General features: G+C 33.8%; 18 protein-coding genes, 1 other RNA gene and 1 pseudogene. 5 read left to right on the top strand and 15 right to left on the bottom strand.

Translation table 11 applies throughout. The features are described 5' to 3' along the window. Nucleotides 1–2: 2 nt before the first annotated feature. The 4 genes from OPR35_RS01180 to OPR35_RS01165 form a co-directional block, all read right to left on the bottom strand. Nucleotides 3–1139, bottom strand: coding sequence for a hypothetical protein (locus OPR35_RS01180; protein ID WP_265024898.1), 1137 nt, complete (start codon nt 1137–1139; stop codon nt 3–5). A gap of 35 nt (nt 1140–1174) precedes the next feature. After that, nucleotides 1175–1966, bottom strand: coding sequence for a GNAT family N-acetyltransferase (locus OPR35_RS01175; protein WP_007302011.1), 792 nt, complete (start codon nt 1964–1966; stop codon nt 1175–1177). Further along, nucleotides 1956–2381 (bottom strand): phosphatidylglycerophosphatase A family protein, encoded by a 426-nt coding sequence (locus tag OPR35_RS01170; RefSeq protein ID WP_007302012.1) that lies wholly within the window; start codon nt 2379–2381, stop codon nt 1956–1958. The genes OPR35_RS01175 and OPR35_RS01170 overlap by 11 nt, the downstream gene beginning before the upstream one ends. A gap of 76 nt (nt 2382–2457) precedes the next feature. Next, nucleotides 2458–3435, bottom strand: coding sequence for an NAD(P)H-dependent glycerol-3-phosphate dehydrogenase (locus OPR35_RS01165; RefSeq protein WP_007302013.1), 978 nt, complete (start codon nt 3433–3435; stop codon nt 2458–2460). Between the two features lie 323 nt (nt 3436–3758). On the opposite strand from OPR35_RS01165, the gene OPR35_RS01160 reads away from it, so the two are divergent. Further along, on the top strand, nt 3759–4529 hold the full coding sequence (locus OPR35_RS01160; protein ID WP_007302014.1) for a response regulator transcription factor: 771 nt from the start codon (nt 3759–3761) through the stop codon (nt 4527–4529). A gap of 293 nt (nt 4530–4822) precedes the next feature. Here the strand turns inward: OPR35_RS01160 and tnpA are convergent. From tnpA to OPR35_RS01145, 3 genes and pseudogenes are all read right to left on the bottom strand, one after another. Further along, nucleotides 4823–5241, bottom strand: a pseudogene (gene tnpA, locus OPR35_RS01155) (IS200/IS605 family transposase). A gap of 194 nt (nt 5242–5435) precedes the next feature. Then, an RNA gene (gene rnpB / locus OPR35_RS01150) (RNase P RNA component class A) lies at nt 5436–5784 on the bottom strand. A gap of 157 nt (nt 5785–5941) precedes the next feature. Continuing rightward, nucleotides 5942–8173 (bottom strand): hypothetical protein, encoded by a 2232-nt coding sequence (locus OPR35_RS01145; RefSeq protein WP_265024897.1) that lies wholly within the window; start codon nt 8171–8173, stop codon nt 5942–5944. A gap of 255 nt (nt 8174–8428) precedes the next feature. Between OPR35_RS01145 and nuoE the strand changes: the two genes are divergently transcribed. From nuoE to OPR35_RS01130, 3 genes are all read left to right on the top strand, one after another. Next, nucleotides 8429–8929 carry an NADH-quinone oxidoreductase subunit NuoE gene (gene nuoE / locus OPR35_RS01140; RefSeq protein ID WP_265024896.1) on the top strand — a complete coding sequence of 167 codons (501 nt, stop codon included), beginning with the start codon at nt 8429–8431 and terminating at the stop codon, nt 8927–8929. Then, the gene (gene tgt, locus OPR35_RS01135) at nt 8930–10141 is read left to right on the top strand and encodes a tRNA guanosine(34) transglycosylase Tgt (protein WP_007302018.1); all 1212 of its coding nucleotides are present in this window, start codon (nt 8930–8932) and stop codon (nt 10139–10141) included. A 103-nt stretch (nt 10142–10244) separates the two neighbouring features. Beyond that, a complete protein-coding gene (locus tag OPR35_RS01130) occupies nt 10245–10562 on the top strand; it encodes a WD_0736 family protein (RefSeq protein ID WP_052264788.1) in 318 nt (105 codons plus the stop codon). Here the strand turns inward: OPR35_RS01130 and OPR35_RS01125 are convergent. Both OPR35_RS01125 and OPR35_RS01120 read right to left on the bottom strand, forming a co-directional pair. After that, a complete protein-coding gene (locus OPR35_RS01125) occupies nt 10559–11833 on the bottom strand; it encodes a M16 family metallopeptidase (protein ID WP_264684948.1) in 1275 nt (424 codons plus the stop codon). The genes OPR35_RS01130 and OPR35_RS01125 overlap by 4 nt on opposite strands. A gap of 1 nt (nt 11834) precedes the next feature. Further along, the gene (locus OPR35_RS01120; RefSeq protein ID WP_010402419.1) at nt 11835–12443 is read right to left on the bottom strand and encodes a superoxide dismutase; all 609 of its coding nucleotides are present in this window, start codon (nt 12441–12443) and stop codon (nt 11835–11837) included. Nucleotides 12444–12577: 134 nt separating this feature from the next. Here OPR35_RS01120 and OPR35_RS01115 point away from each other — a divergent pair, with 134 nt between their 5' ends. Further along, entirely contained in the window at nt 12578–13108 is a 531-nt protein-coding gene (locus OPR35_RS01115) for a hypothetical protein (protein ID WP_052264790.1), read from the top strand. Nucleotides 13109–13592: 484 nt separating this feature from the next. Here OPR35_RS01115 and OPR35_RS01110 read toward each other — a convergent pair whose 3' ends face one another. The 6 genes from OPR35_RS01110 to OPR35_RS01085 all read right to left on the bottom strand — a co-directional run bounded on the left by OPR35_RS01110 (nt 13593) and on the right by OPR35_RS01085 (nt 23698). After that, entirely contained in the window at nt 13593–13739 is a 147-nt protein-coding gene (locus OPR35_RS01110) for a hypothetical protein (RefSeq protein ID WP_164819305.1), read from the bottom strand. Between the two features lie 87 nt (nt 13740–13826). Further along, on the bottom strand, nt 13827–14375 hold the full coding sequence (gene rsmD / locus OPR35_RS01105) for a 16S rRNA (guanine(966)-N(2))-methyltransferase RsmD (RefSeq protein ID WP_019236665.1): 549 nt from the start codon (nt 14373–14375) through the stop codon (nt 13827–13829). Between the two features lie 104 nt (nt 14376–14479). Next, on the bottom strand, nt 14480–15109 hold the full coding sequence (locus OPR35_RS01100; protein WP_012481862.1) for a WD_0853 family protein: 630 nt from the start codon (nt 15107–15109) through the stop codon (nt 14480–14482). Next, nucleotides 15093–18347 (bottom strand): TrbL/VirB6 family protein, encoded by a 3255-nt coding sequence (locus OPR35_RS01095; RefSeq protein WP_214303239.1) that lies wholly within the window; start codon nt 18345–18347, stop codon nt 15093–15095. The genes OPR35_RS01100 and OPR35_RS01095 overlap by 17 nt, the downstream gene beginning before the upstream one ends. Nucleotides 18348–18428: 81 nt before the next feature. Next, nucleotides 18429–21329, bottom strand: a complete 2901-nt coding sequence (locus OPR35_RS01090) for a TrbL/VirB6 family protein (protein ID WP_265024895.1) — start codon at nt 21327–21329, stop codon at nt 18429–18431. Continuing rightward, nucleotides 21326–23698, bottom strand: a complete 2373-nt coding sequence (locus tag OPR35_RS01085) for a TrbL/VirB6 family protein (protein ID WP_265024894.1) — start codon at nt 23696–23698, stop codon at nt 21326–21328. The genes OPR35_RS01090 and OPR35_RS01085 overlap by 4 nt, the downstream gene beginning before the upstream one ends. Nucleotides 23699–23706: the final 8 nt, after the last annotated feature.

The following is a 23706-nucleotide window of genomic DNA, read 5'->3' as shown; positions in this document are numbered from 1 at the left end:
TGTTATTTCTGGCACTCTTCGTAAGAAAATAGTAGACCCTCTGAAGCATAGGGTATTGTTAATACTCTAAACGTTCTTCCATTCATGAAATGTATTGTTTCACCATATGATTCCAGTAATCTTTTAAACAACTCATGTCTTTGATTATTAATAGTTTGAAAATCCTTTTTTCCTAAAAGCTTTTTAGATTCAAATAGGTGAAGCATAATCTCGTGATAAGTTGGATAAGACTCCAAAAATTTTGGATCAAACTGAAAAGTTTTTATAAAAGCATTATTATAAAATTTTAGCTTTTGATTCTTACTATATATCGCTACAGCAATCGATAGCTTCTCAAGCAAACTTTCTTGTGCAGCTAAACAATTGCTTAGCTCAGTATGTAATTTTTTTTCATCACTAATATCTTTTCCATACATTACTATGCTATTAGAATTTTGCATTGGAACTTCAACAAAATTAAAAACCTTAGGTTCGTTCTTGTAAGTTATTACACACTCTCCTGGTTTTACGTTATAGGAGCCACTTGCAACAGTAAATTTTTTAGAGCTGCCTATATATTTATCATAAAATAAGTTATAAAACCTTACTTTTTTATTCTTATTGTACTTCAGTATTGGAAATGGTAAAGAGTCAAAAATTTTTTTATAGTTCTCCAATTCTCGCATAAGCTTACTATTTTCTAACTCAAGTTCATTAGCTTTTATCTTATAATCGGAGATATTCCTTATCCATAACAACACACCAATCACATTATTAGAATAATCTATTATGCTTTTACCATAACATGTGCAATAAACCTCACTGTCTTTTGACTTTAAATCTAGAGTAAAAGATTTATTTATTTCCTTTGCCTCAGCAAAACTTTTAATTAAGCTTTCTGATTGCTCAAAAAAATTTACAAACTCATTAAATGAATAAAAAACAGTATTAAGCAAAATTAGTAAATTGGGAGAAAATTTTTCTATACGTTTTTTTGCGTCCCAAATATAAAATCCATCATTCACAGTATCTATTAAATTATTTATGATAACATTTTGATGTCGTAAGTCCTTAATTTTATTACTAATTTTTAATTTAGAATATGAGAAAAAGAAGAATACTAGAATTAGTAGTAAAACTATTTCATACAAAAAAAACATAGTATTCTAAAACAAATATAAAAATTTGTAACCTCTCAGCAAAGAGATTGTACTGAAGAGGTATATAAGTGAAGATTGCCCAATACCCTAAAGCCTAATCTCTTATAAAGGTTTACAGAAGGTTTCATGCAATGTGCTACTATGTATTTGCACTCAAATTGCCTAGCTATCTTTATTCTTTCTAGAACCATTTGAGTTCCTATTCCACGACCCCTGTAAATTGGTAAAACTCCATCGCTATAAAAACCAGCTATGCTGTCTTGAATATAAAGACCGCATGTTCCAACAATTTCGTTATTTAGCATTACAAGAAAAAATCTTAACCTTGAGCTCTTATCATCATAATTCGATAATTGGCGAAAAAATGTGCTAACAATACTAATTCTATGATAAAAAATTTTAGAAGTGTGTAAATCTAATTGCTCTAAGAGCTCACTACTATTTACAACATTGAACTTCAAATTTGGAACAGCATCATCAGGCAAAAAATAATCTTTTATATTGAGTAAAACTTTTTTTGGTGCGTTAACGTGTTTTATTTCGCATTTTTCTAAAATACCCCCTATTTTTATACGTGGACTTATTATCCATGTTGCTTCTATATTTCGTGCTTTGAGATAATCTAGAGTTCTGCATATGGAAAGCTCAGTACATTGATCTTCACAAAACACAAAATTAAATAACGATTCTCTGGTACCATTTACTGTAAATATAACATTATCAAATTCGTCATGTATTTCCCACTTGGACAAATTCGTTGCATAAAGTATATAATCCTTTAGGTTCTGAATAATTAAGCTTGAATAACAAATTTTTTTATTCTGCATAAATCAACAATAAACAATAAAAGGCTCCTATAAAAACAAAGGCTAAAATTGCAGCTACAACATCATCTAGCATAATACCTAAAGGACCTTTTGTATTTTTATCAATCAAATTTATAGGCCACACTTTTATTATATCAAAAAACCTAAAGGAGAAAAAGCACACCAACAATACAGAGCTATTCATTTCTTGTTCTAATAATATTGAAACTAGAAGTACTGTCAGCAATTGACCAACTACTTCATCAATTACTACCTCTTTTGGATCATGCGGAGCTTTGTAATGTTGTATATAATTGCCTGTAGACCATAATCCAACTAAGAATAAAAAAAAAATAATTGCTGTACCTAAAATTCTGTCATTGAGTAATATAGGAACAATTGGGTAAGCAGCCAAGCTGCCTATAGTACCTGGCATGTGTTTTACCGTGCCAGATAGCCACCATGTTGATATTAATTTATATAAAAATTTCACAATATACCGAAATATAAAACTAATTTACAAGAACAGAAATAGTATCTTCTATAGAAGTATTTTCATATAGCAATCTATAGATCGCTTCACATATGGGCATTTTTATCTTTAGCTTTTCTGCTAAATCAAATGCAGACTTAGCAGTGTTAAAACCTTCAATTACCGACTTACCTTCTGATAAAATCTGCTGAGCACTAGAACCATTACTATTAGCTACTTTAGATCCAAAAGATAGATTTCTTGAATTTAATGATGTGCATGTCACAACCAAATCGCCTAAGCATGCTGGTCCAAGTAGTGTATTTATATCTACATTGCCGTCACCAACTTTTGCTGAGTATAAAGCCTTAATTTCACTCATACTTTTCGTAATTAATGCTGCATGAGCATTAAACCCAAACCTACCTAGAACAACCCCACATGCTATAGCAAAAACATTCTTTAACGCTGCACAAACCTGTATTCCTATAACATCGCTACTAAGGTACAATTTAATATTTTCTTGCTGTAGCTCTGATACTAATTTTAAACCTAATACTTCATTTTGACATGCAAGAACCATCGAATATGGTAATTTTCTTGCAACTTCTATAGCAAAGCTAGGACCAGAAAAAACAGCAAGAGGATTATTAGGTAAAACTTCATTGACTACTTCACTAGGTAATTTTAATGTAGATTTTTCTATTCCCTTACAAGCCAAAATTATTGCTACATTTTTTTTTAGGTTACAATCATTCAATTGATGACATATCTCCCTTAGAGACTGAGTGGGAACAGCTAGAATTATTACTGAAGCATTCACTGCATCTTCAATAGCTAATTTTACTGATACATTATCAGAAATTGGACAATCAGGTAGCTTGTCACTTTCTCTTTTCTCTTTAATTGATTCAAATATGGCCTTATTGCGAGTCCACAAAATTACATTTTTCTTACCACTTAATGAAATCGCAATTGCTGTACCCCATGCGCCAGCACCTAAAACTGATATTACCACTCAATATTCCTGAAAGTATTACTTATAATTTAAAACTGTAGAATAAGTAAATTAAAAATATAACATAAAAGTATAAAATAGTTTAAATATCTATTAACCTAAGTATTCTTTTAATAAAAATAGCTTCTATTCAATATTTACTAAAAATAGTATTATTATAGTATATCTATTGTATTTTAGATCTATTTGTATAATTTTGGAACGACACATTAACTATTAATTAATAAGTGTAATTTCTATTATTCATTAATAAAAATTTGATTTGTTACTTTCCTTGGTTATATATATTACTAAAATTATAAATTATTTATGGGGTGTAAAATATGCGTATATTATTAATTGAAGATGATCAAGTAAGTGCAAGGACTGTAGTTAATGCCTTAACTTCTGATGGACATTTTTGCGACGTTGTTACTTCTGCACAAGATTATAACAATAATATGGTTTCCTCGGGTGGAGACTGTTACGATCTAGTTATTCTAGATATACACCTGCCTGGTGATATTGATGGATATGATATACTGTTAAGATTAAGAAGTGCAAAAATCAAAGTTCCTGTTTTAATACTTTCGTGTATCTCCGCTGCCAACCATAAAGCTAAAGGACTTGGGTATGGTGCCGACGATTACTTAACCAAGCCATTTCACAAGAGCGAATTATTAGCTCGAATTAAGGCCATAGTCCGACGTACTAAAGGCCATCCCGAATCAGTGATAAAGATTGGTAATATGAATATCAATTTTGATCACAGGATTGTTGAGGTAAAAGGCAAAACAGTTCACCTTACTAACAAAGAGTATTCCATGATAGAATTGCTGGCATTGCGTAAAGGAGCAGTGTTGACAAAAGAAATGTTTTTAAACCATCTTTACAATGGCTTGGACGAACCTTCAGACAACAAAATAGTTGATGTTTTTATGTGTAAATTACGTAAAAAACTTGAAAGTGCAAATGACGGAATAAGCCACATAGAAACCGTTTGGGGTAGAGGATATGTTCTAAAAGAGTATGTTGACGATGAAGAATACTCTAGTGTTAATATAAGCGAAAGCAGTAGTGACTATCAAGCAGAACAAGTCAAGGACAGCGCATGAAATGCTTTATTTACTTGTTGATTGAAGAAGCGAAAAGGTAGATTTAGTAAGATAAAAACTAATCCTAAAAGTGAGGTAACGTGGTCAGTCTTTTAGAACTTTACAAAGATTTGCAACAAAAGATAGAAAAGTTGGAAGCGGAGCTAAAAAGTTATAGGTAAGAAAGTAAGGCTTTAGAGATAGAGAATGACTAGTTAAAGGAAAAGCTCGGTTAAAATTCAAGCTTTGTTAAGTTCAAAAGGAATTCAACCACTATGGATTAAAATCCAAAGATTGAGAGAGAGCATAGAATGCTAACTTTCGACTTGAAAGTCACCAAATTTATCTTCTTTTTTAGAGTGATTTTCAATATAATTTTTTATCATTTCGTCAGTTACATTTCCGCTAGTCCTGACAAAGTAGCCTACTGCCCACAACCCAATATCTCTTTTTTAGCTCTGGAAAGTTTTGCTGGATTTTTCTGGAACTTTTTCCTTTTATTAACTGCACTAACTTACTAATACTTAAGTATGGGGGTACAGAAACGTATACGTGTACATGACTTGACGCAACTCTACCTCTGATAATTTCTACTTGATTATTTGCACATACTTCTTGTACAACTTCTTTAGCTTTCTTTCCAATATCTCCAACTAGTACTGGATATCGATATTTTGTTATCCACACTATGTGATATATATACAGAGTGACTGCTTTTTCTATAATATTCCACATTCTTTCAGATTTTTCACCTTAAAATTATATTCTTAAAAGGATGGACTTCAAGTCCAGGGTTTTTCTCCCAAATTTGGGACAATAAAATAAAGAGATAAGCCAAGAAGTAAAAGGAATATAGGTGGTCAAATTGAGCGTACAGGGTATGTGAAATGTTTGATACATTTACATAGTATGGCTGACATTCATGCATTGCCTAGGTGAAATATAAGCCGAGTTCTGTTTATGTAGCTATTTATCTGGAGTAAATGTTACCATTTACTTCGTGCGATTTACCCGAGTAGATATGAGAAAAACATAAAATCTACTTCTATTTAATCTTGCTCCTAGTGTTGGTTACTTGACTACCAATGTTGCCATTGTTATGGTGTGCTCTTACCACACCTTTTCACCCTTACCTAATAATATTTAGGCGGTAATTTTCTGTAGCCCTATAACTGGAGTTACCTCCGGCGGGCGTTACCCGTCACTACCTTTTCTTGGAGCTCGGACTTTCCTCTGCTGTGTTTATCACACAACAGCAGCTACTTATTGCACCTAGGAATTATACTTTAACATTAAAATCATAAAAGCAAAAGAAAATTTCCTAACAGTCTACATACTAAAAACATTCAGACAAATAGCTAAAGGTGATATTCCGGTACATCATCGCTATCCCAAGATAAGCTTTTTTCACTTTTAGACTCTAGCTCAGTCAGTCAAGATCCTGGTCCACCGCTTGAAGACGATGAGCTACTTCTTGACCGACTACTACTCTCCACCGATATACTGTTTAGCACTGTTTCAGATTGATCCATAGTTCGCATAGATATATGTCTCATTCTGTTATTAGCGATAAAAATTTCTTCATCGCTATTGCCACTTGAAGATGATCGCCTTCTATCATTGAAATTAGTTAGTTCTAACACAGGGGCAGAATTACGACCCTTAACATATTTGTATGTTATGAATCCTATAATTCCAGCAATACTTATTATCGCTCCAACCAAAGACCCACCTATCATTCCTGCCCTATTAGACTCTATAGCAAGCTGAGCGGGCTGTGGTGAAGGAGTAGTTTGAGGAAGTAAAGTTGTAGTGAACAAAGGAGTTGTTACCTTTGTTCCAGTATTTGATATAGTGGACACTGTTTGTATAGTTGCCTCTGAGTTTGTTGTTGTCACATTAGTTGGCATTGTAGTAATCATAGTCGCTTGTGAGGTCGCAATAGTTTCAGCTACTGTTGTTGGTTCTGATGACGTACTCATCTTAGTTGTTAATTCTGTTAAAGGCTTACTCATCGTAGTACTGCTTGCTGTAAAAGTTGACTCAACAGTCGCTGCTGTAGATTTTACAGTACTTGTCTCAGTTTCCGAAGGCACACTAGTTGACGTTGTAGCAACTGTGGTCGCTTGTGGAGTAGTAGTTGTTTTTGCTACTGTTGTTGGCCCCACTGTTACTGTACTTGTTTGAATTGTTGACTCTGTTGAAGGCCTACTCGTTGTAGAAGTAGGTGCAGTGGTAGTTGATGCTACTGTTGTTGACTCCACTGTTACTGTACTTGCCTGAGTTGTTGACTCTGTTGAAGATTTACTCATTGTGGAAGTTGGTACAATGATAGTTGATGCTTCTGTTGTTAATTTGGTAGTCTTTACAGTGTCGGTTTCTGTTGTGCTAGTAATTGCAGCAGTCGTCGTTTTCTTAGAAGTCACAACCGTCTCTGTAACAGTTATAGGAGCCACAGTACTGCTGGAAATAATACTAGGCATCAATTGGCCGTTAATGATATTAACAAAATCACTGAGAGCTTTGATACTGCTTGTCGGTATTATCGTTGCTTCAGAAGATTTTCCAGAGCTCTCTCTATTAAAAGTTATAATACTCTCTCCACTTACCGCAGTGACGATAAAACCTCCTTGACCATTGTCTTTAACATACAATTGTTCTATAGGATCTTCACATTCACAAACAGTAAAATTTGATTTTGGTCCTCTCTTAGCAAGCCTTGCTAAATGCAATTCTTGCGTATTAGAAGATTGTTTTTTCGCAAGAAAAGCAACTAAATCATCACCTTCAGTTCGTCTTACATACTGTAAAAAGTTTATTTTTCCTGGATTATAGATAGTAGATGGTGCTATATTTAATTGGCCGCTTTTATTACCAAGCAAAAAGTCATTAGCTCCCTTTCTATCTTTCAGATTCTGAACTACTTCAGCCACATCAAATTTAAAAATGTTTGTTCTTACTTCTTGATTTTTAGTAATCTTTCTCATCTGTGCATAAAGCATCGTATTTTCATCTAGTACTAATTGCCCTGGATTGTCAAATTTGAATAATTTTCTTTCTATAATACCTGCTTTTCCAGGTAAAGCTCTGAACTTTCCATCTACTTTTAATTCTAAGTACCAAGAAACTAAAATTTGATCCTTTAAGTTATGAGCAATTACAATGACATTACCATTACCAACTTTTACTGCTTTTGGTTGAAAGTAACTATTGTCTTCATTTGCAAGATTATTTATATCAATGTTCTTGTACAATTTTACTTTTCCTACGTATTCAACTAAGGGAACATTAGTTGAATGCTTGATTTCGTAAGTGTTGAATGTTAAGCCTTTGATGCACTTTTCTTTTTTGTTAATTTCTTCTGTAGGAAAGATAACTCCAACTTTATCTACTTCAGCTGAATTTTCTATTAGTGTGGGAGATAATTGGCCCTTAAATTCATTTGCTACGTTAACACCTGTATCACACTCGTATGTTTTTGATTGATATAGTGAGCTAATAAGTAACTTTACTCTACTGCTTCCATTGCCGTTATCTTGATAGCTGAGTCCATAAGTAACTCCATTTCCTTCAATCAACCCTACGTTTACTGGGTTAAAACCTATCGCTTCTTTAACTTTCAGTGTAGTTGTATTAACTCTAAATAATCTACTTAATATAGACATAATTATATTTAAAATTTTAATAAAACGCTATTATGATTATTTCTATATGTAACGTCAATAAAATTTTAACTAAAATTAAGAAATTAATACCTTTATAATCTGCAAAGCGAAATATGGAAAATGAGTAGCAGTAAAGAATTCACAAATTGAATGCACCCACTCTACAGATATAATATTGTAGAGCTCAAAAAACCAACAATTGCAATTGTTAACTCTTCAAGTATAATTTGTTGAGATTTACACGAACTTTATTAGATGAAAGAGAAAGAAGAGCAGTTTAGTTTTACATCAGACAACCTCAGAAAAGCGAAAAAGTCTATAGAGATGTATCCTAAAGGTAGAGAAGGTAGTGCCGTCATGCCTTTACTATACCTGGTTCAAGAACAATGCGGATGGGTTCCTGAATCTGCCATGCGCTACGTTGCTGACATGATTCATATTCCACATATTCGCGTGTATGAAGTGGCAAATTTTTATACCATGTATAATTTAAAACCAGTAGGTAAATATCTCATACAAATTTGTAGAACAACTCCTTGCTGGTTGTGCAATAGCGAAGAAGTGTTAAATACCTTTAAAAAGAAACTAGGAATCAATATCGGTGAAACTACTAAAGATAATCTATTTACTTTAAAGGAAGTTGAATGTCTTGGTGCATGCGTTAATGCCCCTGTGGTGCAGATCAATAATGACTTTTATGAAAACCTCACTCCTGAAAAAGTGGAAAATATCATAGCAGAACTTTCAAGTAAATAGATGGAAAAGTTCTCGTTTAGGATAACTAAGCAATCAGGTTCTGCAAGAGTTGGAACGATCAAAACTCCAAATGGAAGTATAGAAACACCAGCATTTATATTTTGTGCAACCAAAGCTGCTATTAAAGCTGCAGATATCGAGAGAATCAGAGAAGCAGGTACTCAGATAATACTTTCCAACACCTATCACCTAATGCTCCAACCGGGAGAGGATACTGTGGCAAAGCTTGGTGGCTTGCACAAGATGATGGGATGGAGTGGGCCAATGCTCACTGATTCTGGTGGATACCAGATATTTAGTTTAGGGCACGGGTCAGTTTCGGAAGAAATAAAGGGAATAAGACAGAAGCAAAAAACTCTGATCAAAATTAACGAGGATGGGGCAATTTTTCGTTCTTACATAAATGGTAAAACTTATTGTCTAACTCCTGAAAAGTCGATACAAATTCAACAAAAATTAGGTGCAGATTTAATCCTAGTTTTAGATGAATGTACTCCATTCCATGTCAGTAAAGAATACACAAGAAAATCAATGCTCATGAGCCATAGATGGGCTGAACGTTCTTTAAATAAGTTTGAAAAAAATAATGATGGCAAACAGGCGCTTTATGGAATTAGTCAAGGCGGAGTGTATCAAGATTTGCGTAGAGAAAGTTGTGATTTTATCAACGATTTGCCATTTTTTGGTCAAGCAATAGGTGGATCACTTGGTCAAAGTAAAGAGCAGATGTATGATGTAGTTTCCTTTACTATGGAACATTTAAAAAAAGATAGGCCTACTCATTTGCTTGGTATTGGTGGAATTGTAGACATTTTTCGTGGAGTAGAGCTTGGAGTTGATACATTTGATTGCGTGCATCCAACTCGCCTCGCAAGACATGGTGGCGCGCTTGTTAAAGTAAAAAACAGAGATTCTATTTCTTCAAAGCGTAAAGAGCATATTAATTTGCGAAATCAACGATTCGAACTAGATGATAACCCAATTGAAAATGACTGTTTGTGCTTTACTTGCAGAAAACATTCAAGAGCCTATATACACCATCTACTGAAAGCTAAAGAGTTGCTGGCTTATACACTCGTTACCATTCACAATGTTTTCTTCATGAATAAGTTGATGGAATCAATAAGACAAGCAATATTGAATGATAGGCTAGATCAGGAAAAAAATAATTGGATTAGTGAAATACCGCTGCATTGTGAACTATATACCTAGTTCATATTTTGTACATGTGCGTTGCATTTTTTAATCTTCTTTAAAAACTTGACAGTACCGTATATATACGGGTATACTAAAAATATAATTTTGTGAGGCATTTATGGTTAAAAATAAAGAAAAACATCAAATAGCGTTTTGCGTTTCAGCCTTTACACTCTTAGCTGGTTTATCATTAATCGCAACTGGAATTGCAGTGGGTACTGTACCTGCTATAGCTTCTTGTTTAGTGATAGGAGGAGTTTTAACTGCCTTGTCTATTGTGCAATCAGTAGAAAGCTATTTATTTTTACAAAACAGCGAAAAAACTTTCAATAAAATGATTAGTGGTATACGCGATGAACCAGAAAGCAAACTTTTTATAGAAAGGATTTTGCAACCATTCATTGAACTTTTTAGTGAGCATAAGCAACATAACTAAAGTACACTAAGCATAGAAACCACTTTATCGTAACTTGGCAGTGAATTAATTTCTCCAATCGCAGCTAAAGTAATTTTTTCATGCTGAGATAGCAATTCTTCTGCTGCTTTTTTTATATCGTAAATAGTAACAGCACTAATTTTTTCTATTAATTCGTTTTTACTGATGTATTTATTATAGTTACCGTAGTAGTGTCCTAATGTTTCAGCACGTGAGCTAACACTTTCGCGTGACATTAAAATTTGAGATTTTACTCGTTCTTTTACTCTATTTACTTCTTCTTCCTTTAAATCATCTGTAGACAATTTCTTTAGCTCTGTCGTTATGGATTTTAAAAGCTTATCTAGATTACTACTATCTGTACCAGCAAAAATCGAAAGCATTCCCGTATCAGCATAGCTAGAGTTGAATGAGTAAATGGAGTAAGCAAGACCCTGCTTTTCTCTTACTTCCTGAAACAGGCGTGATGACATGCCACTTCCCAGTATAGAATCAAGCACTTTAAATGTGTGATATTTATTATCATCACGAGAAACACTAGGTAGCCCAATTAACAAGTGCACCTGATCTAATTTACGATGCTCTCGATACTCACCACTGGTATAACCTGCATTCTCGCTTTTTTTCAGCTCTTTTGAATGAATCTTTGAGAGAAAGTCTTTGATTAATTGAACAACTTCCTCATGCTCAACATTTCCTGCAGCAGCAAATATCATATTTCCGCCAAAGTAATGCTCCTTTATGTAGTTATTCAGATCTTCTCGAGTAAAAGATTTGACAGTATCTTGCGTGCCCAGGATTGATCTACCAAATGGTTGATCTTTATAAGCTGCTTCAAAATACTTATCAAAAATGATATCGCTCGGTGAATCATTAGTTTGAAAAATCTCTTGTATTACAACACCCTTTTCGCGTTCCAATTCATCCTCTGGAAATGTAGAATTCATTAATATATCTATTAATATATCAATGCCAGTTTTTATATCTTTTTTAAGAACCTTTGCATAATAACTGGTGCTTTCTCTACCGGTGCAGGCATTGAAGGCTCCACCTATATCGTCAAAAGCTTTTGCAATTTCAAAAGCAGTTCTTGTCTTTGTTCCTTTGAAAGCCATGTGCTCTAGGAAATGAGATATTCCATTTTGACTTGCACTTTCAGCTCTACTGCCAACACCAACTCGTATATTTAAAGCTACGGAATCAACTTCATGCACTCTCTCAGTTATTATGCGCAGACCATTATCTAGTTTTGTTACTTGTGGTATATTCATCTTATATATTCTTCTTTAAATTCTCTTCTACAAAATCCCAATTGATCAAATGATCAAGAAAAACTTTTATGTAGTCAATTCTGCGATTTTGGCAATCCAAATAGTATGCATGCTCCCATACATCCATAGTAAGTAGTGGCACCTGGCCATAAATTAGCGGTAGATCCGCATTTGGAGTTTTAGTGATTTTGAGTTTTCCTTTTTCAAGCACTAACCACACCCATCCACTGCCAAATTGGCTTACTCCATAATTTGAAAATTCTTCACAAAATTTGTCAAAGCCACCAATATCATCTTGAATTTTTTTTGCTAGAAGACCATCATCTTTAGGCTCACCACCACCATTTTTTTTCATTGAATTCCAATAAAAAGTGTGATTCCAAACTTGTGCTGCATTATTAAAAATAGGAACTGTATTATTATTTCCATGAACTTTCGTTACTAATTCCTCAATTTCCATATGTTGATAATCTGTGTTTTCAACCAGTTCGTTGAGTTTATTTAAATATCCCTTATGGTGCTTATCATAATGAAAATCTAATGTCTTTACAGATATATAAGGCTCTAAAGCTGCTTTATCATATGGCAACTCAGGTAAAGTAAAACTCATGCTGACCTCTTTATTTTCGATGGTATGTTAATATGTGCTTTTGCGCAACACATAATTTGTAAGATGTTTATTGCAGTTATTCTAAAATGAACTATACTGACAAGGTAATTATTTTTTATTTTTAGAGGGGTAATATGTCAAGTTCATATAGTAATTTTAAGAAATATGTTAAATTCGGAGATGTTCCTACCAAAAGCGTTCGAGGTAACGAAGTTCCACAAAATAGTTTCTATAAGTCCGTTTATTATATTAATAGTGTTATTGAGCCAGTGAAAAATGTAGCTTTTGGTAGTTTGAGGTGTCATTCTCTGACTTATCTTACTACTTATACATTAGCTAATATAGCCCTACAACCTTTATATCTAGCATTGGCGTATCTATCATATTGGCCGGCAAAAGGGTTAGCGAAAGTAACAGATGGTTGTGATCTTAAGTACAGTACAAAATCGTTGATAGATTATTCATCCATGTTGTCAGGTAAGGCACGTGTCCATAGTAGTGCATTAGCTCAGTTTGTTAACACAGTTTTGAGTTATGTTGTTAGTGCTGTTATTTGGGCTGCTGCGCTCGTTGTTACGCCACTCGTTTGGACTATTGATAAAGTAGCAAGTAAGTTTAGTGATGCAAACGCTGAAGGTGTTGGTAGTCCTTCTTTGTCAAAATAGATAGCCTACCAAGTGCATGTGAAACCATTGTATCTGTGTGGCAAAATAAAGTAGACGAGATAAAGACACCTATAGAAGCAAGAGGATGTCATGCAAGTAGCTGACACTGGCATCCCGATACAATGTTGAACACTTTTTTTTGCCTTTCGAGAGTAAGTTCTTTCAATCGAAACACTATATGTACGTTATCATCGTCAATTTCAATGCGTTGAACTAACTTTCTTATTATATCAAGTTTAGTTTCATAGTCTGCTTGATTAAGCTCTCTCAGAGGAAAAACTTTCTACACTGTTTGTGATAAAATCTAATTCTCTCTGTAGACTCTTTTCATCGATAGCTTCTTCCCTTTGATCTCTGATTCCTTTAACTCCTTTTCCATGCTCTCAACTTCTAAGTCATACTTTTCCTTCGTTATATGACCCCTTGCATATACATAAGCTAATTTTTCTATACCTTGTTCTATTTTACTTGCACGCTTTTCAAGTTAATCCTTTGCTTGCGTACTTTCATGTTTTACGAGTCTGAGCTGATATTCCTTAGTCATTGCCTCTGGTTCTTTGAGTACCATCTTCATTTCTTTCCATACTGCTTCTTCTAGTATATCAACTCGTATTGATTTGCTGTTACACACCCTATTCCCACCAAAACGAATTGATTTTTTCTTTCAGTCCTCGGAAAAATCTTACTTAGCTTAGCTATAGATGTTTACAAAAGAAATTCAAGTGAGTGAAGAAAGAAAAATTATTTTTGCAATACCGTAGGTACGCTCCACAATTATATTGAAGTTTTTATTGCACTCAAAACCTTCATTTTTCCTCATTTCTAGAATTATTAACGCATCATCATTTAACCAGCCTGAGTGAGCTAACTCGTCTAAAGTTGAGTTAACCAGATTGATATTATAAGGTGGGTCCATAAAAACTATATCGCACTTTGAAATAGGTCTTGGTAATCCGTTAGCATTGCAACAAATTAACGTGATATCGTTCGTAATTCCAAAATCTTCTGCTGTTTTTTTAGGCAGTTGCAAATTGTAATAATCTGAATCTACCATGAATGCATGTTTAGCACCTCGAGAAAGTGCTTCAAATGAAAAAGAGCCACTTCCGCAGAATAAATCAAGTACATTTAGGTTATAAATAGGTTTTCTTGAAGAAAGTATACTAAATATTGCTTCTCGGACACTACTCATAGTGGGCCGTGCAGCTAAATTCTTGCCTGTAGTTATTTTTCTTCCACGATATTTACCCGCAATAACACGTAACATATAAAACAAGTTCGAAGTTAACTAATTATTTATAATACACATTTAATGTCAACATAGCTTCAGCAGTCTAATAGAAAGAAGGTTGCTTGTGGAGGAACGCAAGATCAATCGCTTTTCTTTGATTTATTCTCTATACTGATTGCACGACCAATCTCGTCTTGTAAATCATCATGGTTGTTTTTTTCATCATGACCCATCCCTTCAATTCTACTTTCTAACTCTAACTTAATTAAAGTATTGATTTTCTCTATACTATCGAGGAAATTGTGATACTCTTCATCACTATATTCCTCACCAGATGCTTTTTTTTCTATAAATAGATTTTTGAACCCTATTAGATCAGAACTCTGATCGGCATTCAACACAATATTTCTCTCTATAAAACTAAGATCTGATAGTAACAAACTAACCTCTAATAGATCTTCACTTTCAATGTTTGCAAGATTATCAAGATCGTCTAAAATAGAGAACATCTTAAGCTCCTTCTGTGCAATTTCTTTGTCTTCTTTGTCAAATTCTGACGATAGCCCTTTATCATCTATAAGTCTCTCATTCAGAGCTTTATTTAGCTTTGAAAGACTAACATCACCTTGCTTAGTGCTATCTAGTAACAAATCTACCCTCGCTCTGCGCGCATTTAAAACATCATTGTAATCGTTTAACTTGATATTACCATCTTCGTCTTGCTGAAGACCATAATAACTTAGCCCTTTGAAATTACGATTCTTCATCATTCTCTATGTTCTCATTCCTTTCATTATCTTGACGCTCTCTATCTTCTCCGGCACGTATAGCTTCTGTAGTGTTTTTTAGGGTTTCTGGTTCCGTACCTAATTTTCGATTTGATTGATTAGGCTTATTTTCTTTTGATGATTCATCTTCTTCTGGTTCTCTCTTGCGGCCAATAGTGTAGTCATGAAGCTTCTCAAGAAATTCCCGTCTATATGTTTTTGCTCTATAGAGTAGATTATGCTGGTAACCATCCTTTTCTCCTGTAGCAGGGTTAATTCCTATAGAGTCGAGACCATGTTCCCAAGTAAACTTCATAGCATCTTCTATTGTATAGCCCAAATGTGATCCTACATATCCTTTATAATATTCTAAATATTTATCAATTCTTCTATGTGCAATATCTTCTTTATCAATTCCAAACGCCCTGTAGATTTTTTCCTCAAGCTTATCAACATCATTTTTAGGTGATGTTGCAAATTTTGTTGCTTCAATAGTAGCACCTACAAGCTTACGTGGCACATTAATAGCATATTTCAGCACACCCCCAACTCCTGGTATTCTACCTAGCAAATTAGCTGTACCTCCAGCTAATCTGTCCGGTACATGAGTAGCCCAATTACCTAAAGACTCTAGCCCTCCACCAATTTTATCTTGCATCTGTTGTTTTAATCCCTGCATTAAACCAGTCACAGGTGATGCTTGATACATACTAGATATATTGTAAACACCAAACCCACCACCGGCAATGCTTGAGCCCATCTGTTGTACAAACTCCTTCAAAGAAAACATCAAAAACGAAAGCAAGAACAATACAAAGATCTCTCCTGCGTTGATTAAATAACCTCTCTGTATGTCTTGCACCCTTTGGTAATCACTATTTTCTTTATAATTTTTGCAATCCTCACAATCTTTACATTTCTGACAGTATTCACTGTTGGGATCCTTATATAAATCATGAAGTTTCAGTATTCTACAACCTTGTTTTTTTATCGCACTCCGCACTAAAGATCTTATTTCATTAATTATTTCCCTATAACTATTGCATTTATTTATATCTTGACAGTAGCGTTTTATTATTTCACTAACATCACCTATCCTTTTCTCTATATTGTTGATCAGTAATATAATGTCAGCCCTCTCTGATGCATGAGATAAACTATTTGTTAAGCGTACTAGATCTTTTGCACTACAGCCATTACTAACTATCATATCACTTTCCGCAATATAGTGGTCTGCTGGATTATCTTTAGTTCCAGGAATTGGATTAAAGAAAGGATAATCTATATAACGAAAACCTTTATTAATGTAATCTGGTGGAAGAGGGATATATCCAGCGCCACCAGTAAACTTTACTGTACCACCTATTCTGCTTAGTTTTTCTATACCTTCTATATTCTTATCTACGTTCAATGTAGAAGCCTCTCCAATAGCATAAGGTACAAAAATTTGCCCTGGAGTCCAGCTAAAGTATTCTTTATCAATTATACAAAAACCACCAAATACCCATTTTGGAGCACATAACTTTATTTCAAGCCATTTATTATAGCACACAGTAAAGCCTAACTGTTTATAAAAGGTATTCATTATCATCGCAGCAAGTAATGACAGCAGGGTAAATATCATAATTGATTGCAAACAGAAACTAATACAGAATTTTATCCAACCCTCAAATAGACTTTTCAGTGGTGAAAATAAAATAGAGATTAGGAATAGCGGCATTATAGCTACAAGAAAAGCTATACCCATAAAACCAGAAAGGAATATTATGTAAGCATACATACACAGCAGGAAATATAAGACAATCCCTATAAAAATTGCCGGTATCATAAGGAGACTTGCCCACATTTGATAATGTAAAAATGCTGCAAACTTTTTCCAAACAGAGTAAGCAAAAAACTTATTAAACATATCCTCCATGAAGCTAAACAATTTAGCTTCATTTCCTTGAGCAACGTTTGAATTACCTCCGGTGTTCATGTTGGGAGCAAAATTAGTAATTATGCTTATCAATTGTTCAAGACCTTTAACAAATAAAACAAGAAAATGATCATAGAAAAATCTAAAACTTCCAGGAGATATAAGCACTATTACTAGAGTGATTTTCATCATTCTGATGAGCATATCATGCTTAGTTTCTCTTATCATTCCAAAAAGATAAAGAAGCGATGAAATCACTATAAATAGAACAAGCAAGGAAAGAACAAAATTGTGAAAGCTCGTACTTTTTTCAGCTATATTTTCGAACATCGCCTGTGCAGCTGCAGGATCATTGCTATCAAAATGCTTTTTACAATTTTCGTTAATCAATAATACACATTTTAGATAGTTATAAATGTAATCAAAAAATCCAAAGTTACTTGGTTTCTGCACTCCGCTCAAAAATTCAAAAGAGTAGCCACCTGCATTATCTAGATAATATCTATCTAATATCTTTACATATATTTTCCATCCTTTTTCTAACCTCACCGTATTACAACTCCTGTCCTGTAATGTGGTGTTATCTCTGTCTAAAGTAAAAAGCCCACTTCCATCTTCCGCTACGGAATTGTAACCTAGATGTACAGTAGGAGACTCAGGGTTACGCATGGATTTTAAATTTTCGTTAGGACTAGAATCGCTAGGCCTTTTAAATAAAAGATAAGCACCATGGCCGTTAGTAAACCAACATGGAGCACCACGTGATACTGTATTTGCGCTATCATCTTCATTAATGCACTTGCACTTTACAGTGCAACTTTCTTTAGGCTTACTTGAAAATTTTTGTATGCTAGGTTTATAATCATTACAAACTAAGTGAAAGTCAGGCAGACTGTTGTCACCTTTCCCTCTTTCAAATTTGGTTGCATATTTTAACTGCTCCAAACTTTCCAAACTATAACTACTTTGAGATTTCTTCTTATTACTATTGCTCCAAGATGTCCATGCACCATTTACTCGTACTACTAAACTATCTCCATTGGTTTCAAGGCCGGTATCCTTCCACTTCACTACTTGATTAGGGTGAAAACCATAATTGATTTCTCCGGTTTCAGGATCAATAGGTTCTCCACTTTCACCTTCTGGAAAAAACGCATCATGACCGATTGGAAAATGAGCACCAATTGCAATGGGTTCAGGACCAAAATAATCAGCAGATATACATCTTGGAAAAGGCATATCATTCTTACTACAACCTGTAACCAGAACACAGATTACCAAAATTAATAACCTAAACCAACATTTGCCTAAGCGTGATTGCATACCTAAACTTTTTCCAATACAGAATAAATTTCTAAAACCTTACTTCAAATATCTTTTTAATTAGTTACTCCATATATCTCATCAATCTTCCTTGACTTGTCCTTTTGTTTTATCAGAATCCTTTTGCTTATCTGGCTGGCTTAGTGTTTCAGATTTGCTCATTTCTTTGCCAGAACTCCCTTTTTCATCTGCTTGCTTTGGTGTATCAGGCAATTTAGCTTCAATTTTGCTACGATCTTTACTCATTCCCTGCTTGATGTTATGTATCATATTTTGGATTCTATCATCAAGGCCAACAGTTGACAGCATAGCTTGTGATGCGCTCCTAGAAATATGACTAACACTTTGAGCAACTCCATAACCAGAGCTGAACAACGCCTGCGCCATAGTTTCTGATATAGAAACAAAAGCTTCCATTGCACTAGCAATGATGAGATATATAAATGCCTGGATTAGATCTATAGGTAATGCTGCAAAGTGCCCACCAGCCCTTTCTCCAGTACTGAGCGCAACATCAACACTAGTACCAGGACTATACCCAAGAGGTAATATTGATTTCATAAGACACAGATCATACGATAAAAAATTTACACTAATTAAGCATTGATAGCATGCAGAAAAATTTGTGAGGTTGTATAGAACTGAATACATTAACTGGTTTAAAAGAGACAAGGATGAAAATAAAATGACTGGTTGCAATGAAACATGAGCCAGCGTTTTTATCCAATTATCAAATAATGTTTTAGTTTGTTGAAATAGAATAAATACGATAAATAAAGGTGCCAATGACAATAAAAATGCCACTAAAACAGTAGATATTACATACTTAAACGTAGCACTAATAATGCATCTTAAAAACACAAAAGTAGCATAAAGTATTGCCAAAAATGCAATAAAGCCAAAAGGTCCTGATAGCATTAAAGATAAAAATTTCAGCCATGTTTCTCCTGTAAATAATACTCCGGCTGTTAAATCTAAGAATGCAAATTTTTTACCTCCTTCTCCTATATAGCCAGAAAAACTATCAACTAAATAAATGCTACCCTCAATAAAAAGCCCAGACAAAGTTGTACCAAAGAATTCCCAACTTCTATCACTAAAAGCAAAAGCTATAAATGCTATTTTGAATATTCTTATAATAAAATCGAATTTACTTAATTGTATTGTTCCAAGCATATAGCCAACAACAGTAAATATAACGTATAGAATAAGCAAAGCTCTTATTCCTTGTAGAAGCCCCTTTCTATATCCTTCATATGGAATTTTAATTCCGTCTTCACTCCCGTCTGTTATGAAATCAAAAATCTTGTTTACAGTTGATGAAATAAAATCGTTTATTTTTCTTTTTAAAAATAAATTTACTGTGTATTTGTTATCTTCATAATATTTGCTATCTTTGTCCGTAATATCATCTTTCTCTACGTTTTCTACATTAATACCAAAATATATTTTCTTAGACTCTTCATTTACCAAATGACTTCCATCTATTATGTAATAGTCTACATTATCCTCTGTTATTTTATCCAACCTCTTTACTTTTTTGAAATCATTAGTCTTTCGAGCAGATGGATCCCTTGGCGGATTATCACCTAAGTACACATACAATTTTTTACCACCATCAAAGTTACATGATCTAGTTACTTCAACATGATATCCACCTCTATGAAGTTGGTAGTTGCCATTACTTGCTATAGCAAGCATCACACTACTACCAGGTGTTATACCTTTTATTTTATAATCATGATTTAATCTCAGAGAGTAATCTTCAAATTTATAATTAATCTGTGAACATACATTATCTCCTTTCGCACCTTTCTCATTTGGAAAACATTGAATACCTTTAGCAGTATCCTGATCATCAAAATCGCCAATTTTTGCAACAAGAGCTTCGGCCCAAGAAATATCTCCTCTGTCCTCTTTGAAGTTTAATTTAGAATTTGATATTAAATTAATGTCAATCTGCTTAGAATCCCTCTTATTTTCTTCAATCTTTTTTAGTTCATCCTCAATACGTTTAAGGTGAGAATACATGTCACATGTATTTCCTTTATCATACTTCTCATACCTTATAGAAGAGACGCAATTCTCCCCTATACCTTTTGCGTTGTAACATATATTCTGATAGTAACAATTAAGTTCATAAGAACTGTATTTGTTCAGCTCATTAAAATCACACCTTTTCCCATTACATAATTCATTCAGTCCTATTTTAGTTCGTCGTAGATCTAACAACGCACCATTTATCCATGAATTTTGAATATAATCCTTATTAAAATGTACCTTATTATCATATGGAGTGTAGCCATTGCCAACTAGCACTCTTCTTTTATTCATTTCTTCTTTATTCAGCGGCGGAAATTCTACTACAGTTCTTTTACCACTTTCTCCACAAAAGAACTTTCCTCCGTTTAGCATGTCTCTTATTGTAGCTCTATCTTTTTCATCCCCTTTTTCAGTTCTATAGCAATTATCATCAAAACTGATACCTTTTCCTTGTGGATTGTCATAATCAATCGTTATCTCTCTGGGAACTAAGCTAAAGCTTAACTTATCACCAGGATTTGCTTTAATTCCAGTATCTACATAACGTCTATTGCTATAGAATTCATTATTTCCAAAGCCTATATCCCCACATATTTCTCGTTCATCAAGACTAGCATTATCAGTTAACTTATTACTGTAATTTGGTATTAAATCATTAGCACAAAATACAGCGGGCACAAGTACTCTCTTTGGATTTTTCCCTTCTTTAAGAGGACAAAAATTTACTGACCCACCAAGAGTAAATTTGATTTTCTCATCCTTGCTAATTACTTGACCAGAATCAACCCAATGAATTTTAACTCCTTCGCCAGCTTCACGAACTGGAACATCTATACTGACACTAGTATTTCTGCTCTGCAGCCCAGGTTCAACACAATCCATTGTGCAGCCAGTAATTACAAGACATAGTATCAATAATAATGATTTTCTGCTCATCATTGATTTCCTGTGTTTGTCGGTATTTTAGGTGCTGATCTTTGAGCTGATTGTGGTATTTGAGGTCTTCGACTTGGTGTACCAGATTGCTGACCTGCTCTTCTTTGGATACTTTGTTCATCTAAACCTACTGTTCCCATTAAGCTTTGCTGATATTGCCTTCCTGGTTCGCTTGCCACATAAACACCAAACAACGAATCAGATATTGTTGAAGATGCCTCAACTAAAGCTTTCATAGCATGTCCCAAAATCACAAAAGCCATCATAGCGGTGATATTAGGTGCATGTTTGGAAGCATAACCATAAATAATACAAGGATTAAAAATCTTTAAGTTAAGATTAAGTATACATGTAGGACAGACCTCAAAATTAAAGACCGAATACACAATATAATCCATAACCTGGCTTATTAATGATATAAAAATTAAAAGCACTACCGGATGAATTGCAAATCTTGCTAAATTTTTGACCCAATTGTGAAACATCTGTCTAGTATATCCAAATAGAAGGCAAATAATAAAAAGAGGCGCCAAGGAAAGCAATAATGCAACTATTGCTATAGATGTGATAAAAGAAAATAAGGCGTTAAACATCGATAAGCTCACTGTTATCAAACCCCAAATCACCAAGCAAAACGATACAATACCCAAAGGACCGGAGAATATAAGAGATACTATTAGTAACACTGAGTGTGCTGATAAAAACCTATTGAGCGGTAAATCAAGAAATTCAAAAACATTTGATGTTGTACCTCTGAAATTTGCTATTTCTATTAACTGTTTTGGAGCATTAACAAAAATAGAAAATGCATTGTTATAAAAAAAACTCCAACTGTTATCGTTCAGCAATTGGGTAATAACTCCTATCTTTACACATATAATTAAAAATTCATATATAGAAGCATGAGACAATCCAAAAAAGTAATAAAGGGTGTATAAAACTATATATAATACTAATAACGACACTATTGTAGATCTGATGGTATTTGTTCTATTTGATGCTACAAAACTTTGATAAAGAGACTTCACAGGGCTAGTATCAGAGTGAATCGCGTTAGTGTCTTTGTAGCTAGAACCGAAAAATGCAGTTTTTACTTTTTCATCAAAAAAATTATATATCGCACTAAAAGTTCTTACAGGTGGCTCTTTAGTTGTAAGGTTAATACTAAACTGACCCTCATTTTTCTTATAATCACAGCCATGATCTCTTATTCCGTAATATATAGTGCCACTCTTGTCTTTTAGCTTTTCTTTTAATCTTTCCATATACTCAGTATTATGAACTTCACTGATATCCACAGGTATATCCCCCAGAATTTCACCAGGATTGTGCTCAGGAAACTTATCAGAAACATGTATATATAAGTTGTTTTTTAGACTATGGTTCTTCGTTACTCTTATATTGAAACCACCCTTGCCCTTACCATCACCTAAACTAAAAGTTAACTCTGGTTTTGGATGGTTACGATCTATCTTATGATCACAGTTAATACATATACCGCCTCCTGGAATGTGTTCAAATTCCTCATTATCCATGTGAACACGTAATAGTGTAATGTCAGTTTTTACCCGTTTTTCCTTTAATACGTTATCAATAATTTCAGCAATAACAGATTCACCTCTAGAATTTAAAGTATTGAATATCTCACCTTCTATACTATTGTATTCAATATATACGCAACCTTTTTCTCCGCTGCCGAAAGAAAATTTACATATACGTCCACAGAGTAAATTTAAAATGCGCGTATCTATCTTACTTGCACTGCTCTCTGAAAGCTTGCTACAGTCTACATTTTCCCCTTGCTGTTTTATAGAGTCGATGACATTTCTAATTTCCTCTCTTTCACTTTGATCTAATTCTGAAGACCAGTACTCTTTTCCATTTAACCATTGTGCATTGCCTATTTCATATTTATTAGGACATATTTCACCTTGACACTTCTCTTGATTTAAAACATGTGAAAAATACTCCTTTTCCCCTTCACTGCAATTTTCGTCAATTTTTTTGCAGGTGACCATGCCATTATTGTTTTTACACATTTTACTTCCAAGAACACTAAAGCTTATCGCATCGCCAGCTTTAAGCGCAAACGGTAATGTAACGTTTCTTACTCCAGGTTCAATTGCAAAATCTTTATATTGCGAACAAAAATTAACCTTATTAGGTACTATATTAATCTCTGTTACTTTTATTTTATCCGAAATATAGACTCCAGAATCAACCCATTTCTGCTCTGTTGACACTATATCCAATTTCTCACGCAAGCCTGATGAATCTTCTGGCTTAATACACCCGCACCCAGATAATAAAAAGAGTATCACAAAACTTATGCATAGCTTAACCAAATTTTGGTTGCTCAAATGTTCAAACATCTGTTACT

Source organism: Wolbachia endosymbiont (group B) of Protocalliphora azurea (genome assembly GCF_947251865.1).
In the GTDB taxonomy this organism is placed as follows: Bacteria; Pseudomonadota; Alphaproteobacteria; order Rickettsiales; family Anaplasmataceae; genus Wolbachia.
Note: the sequence above shows the minus strand (reverse complement) of the source record. Positions and strands in the feature narration are given on the sequence as shown.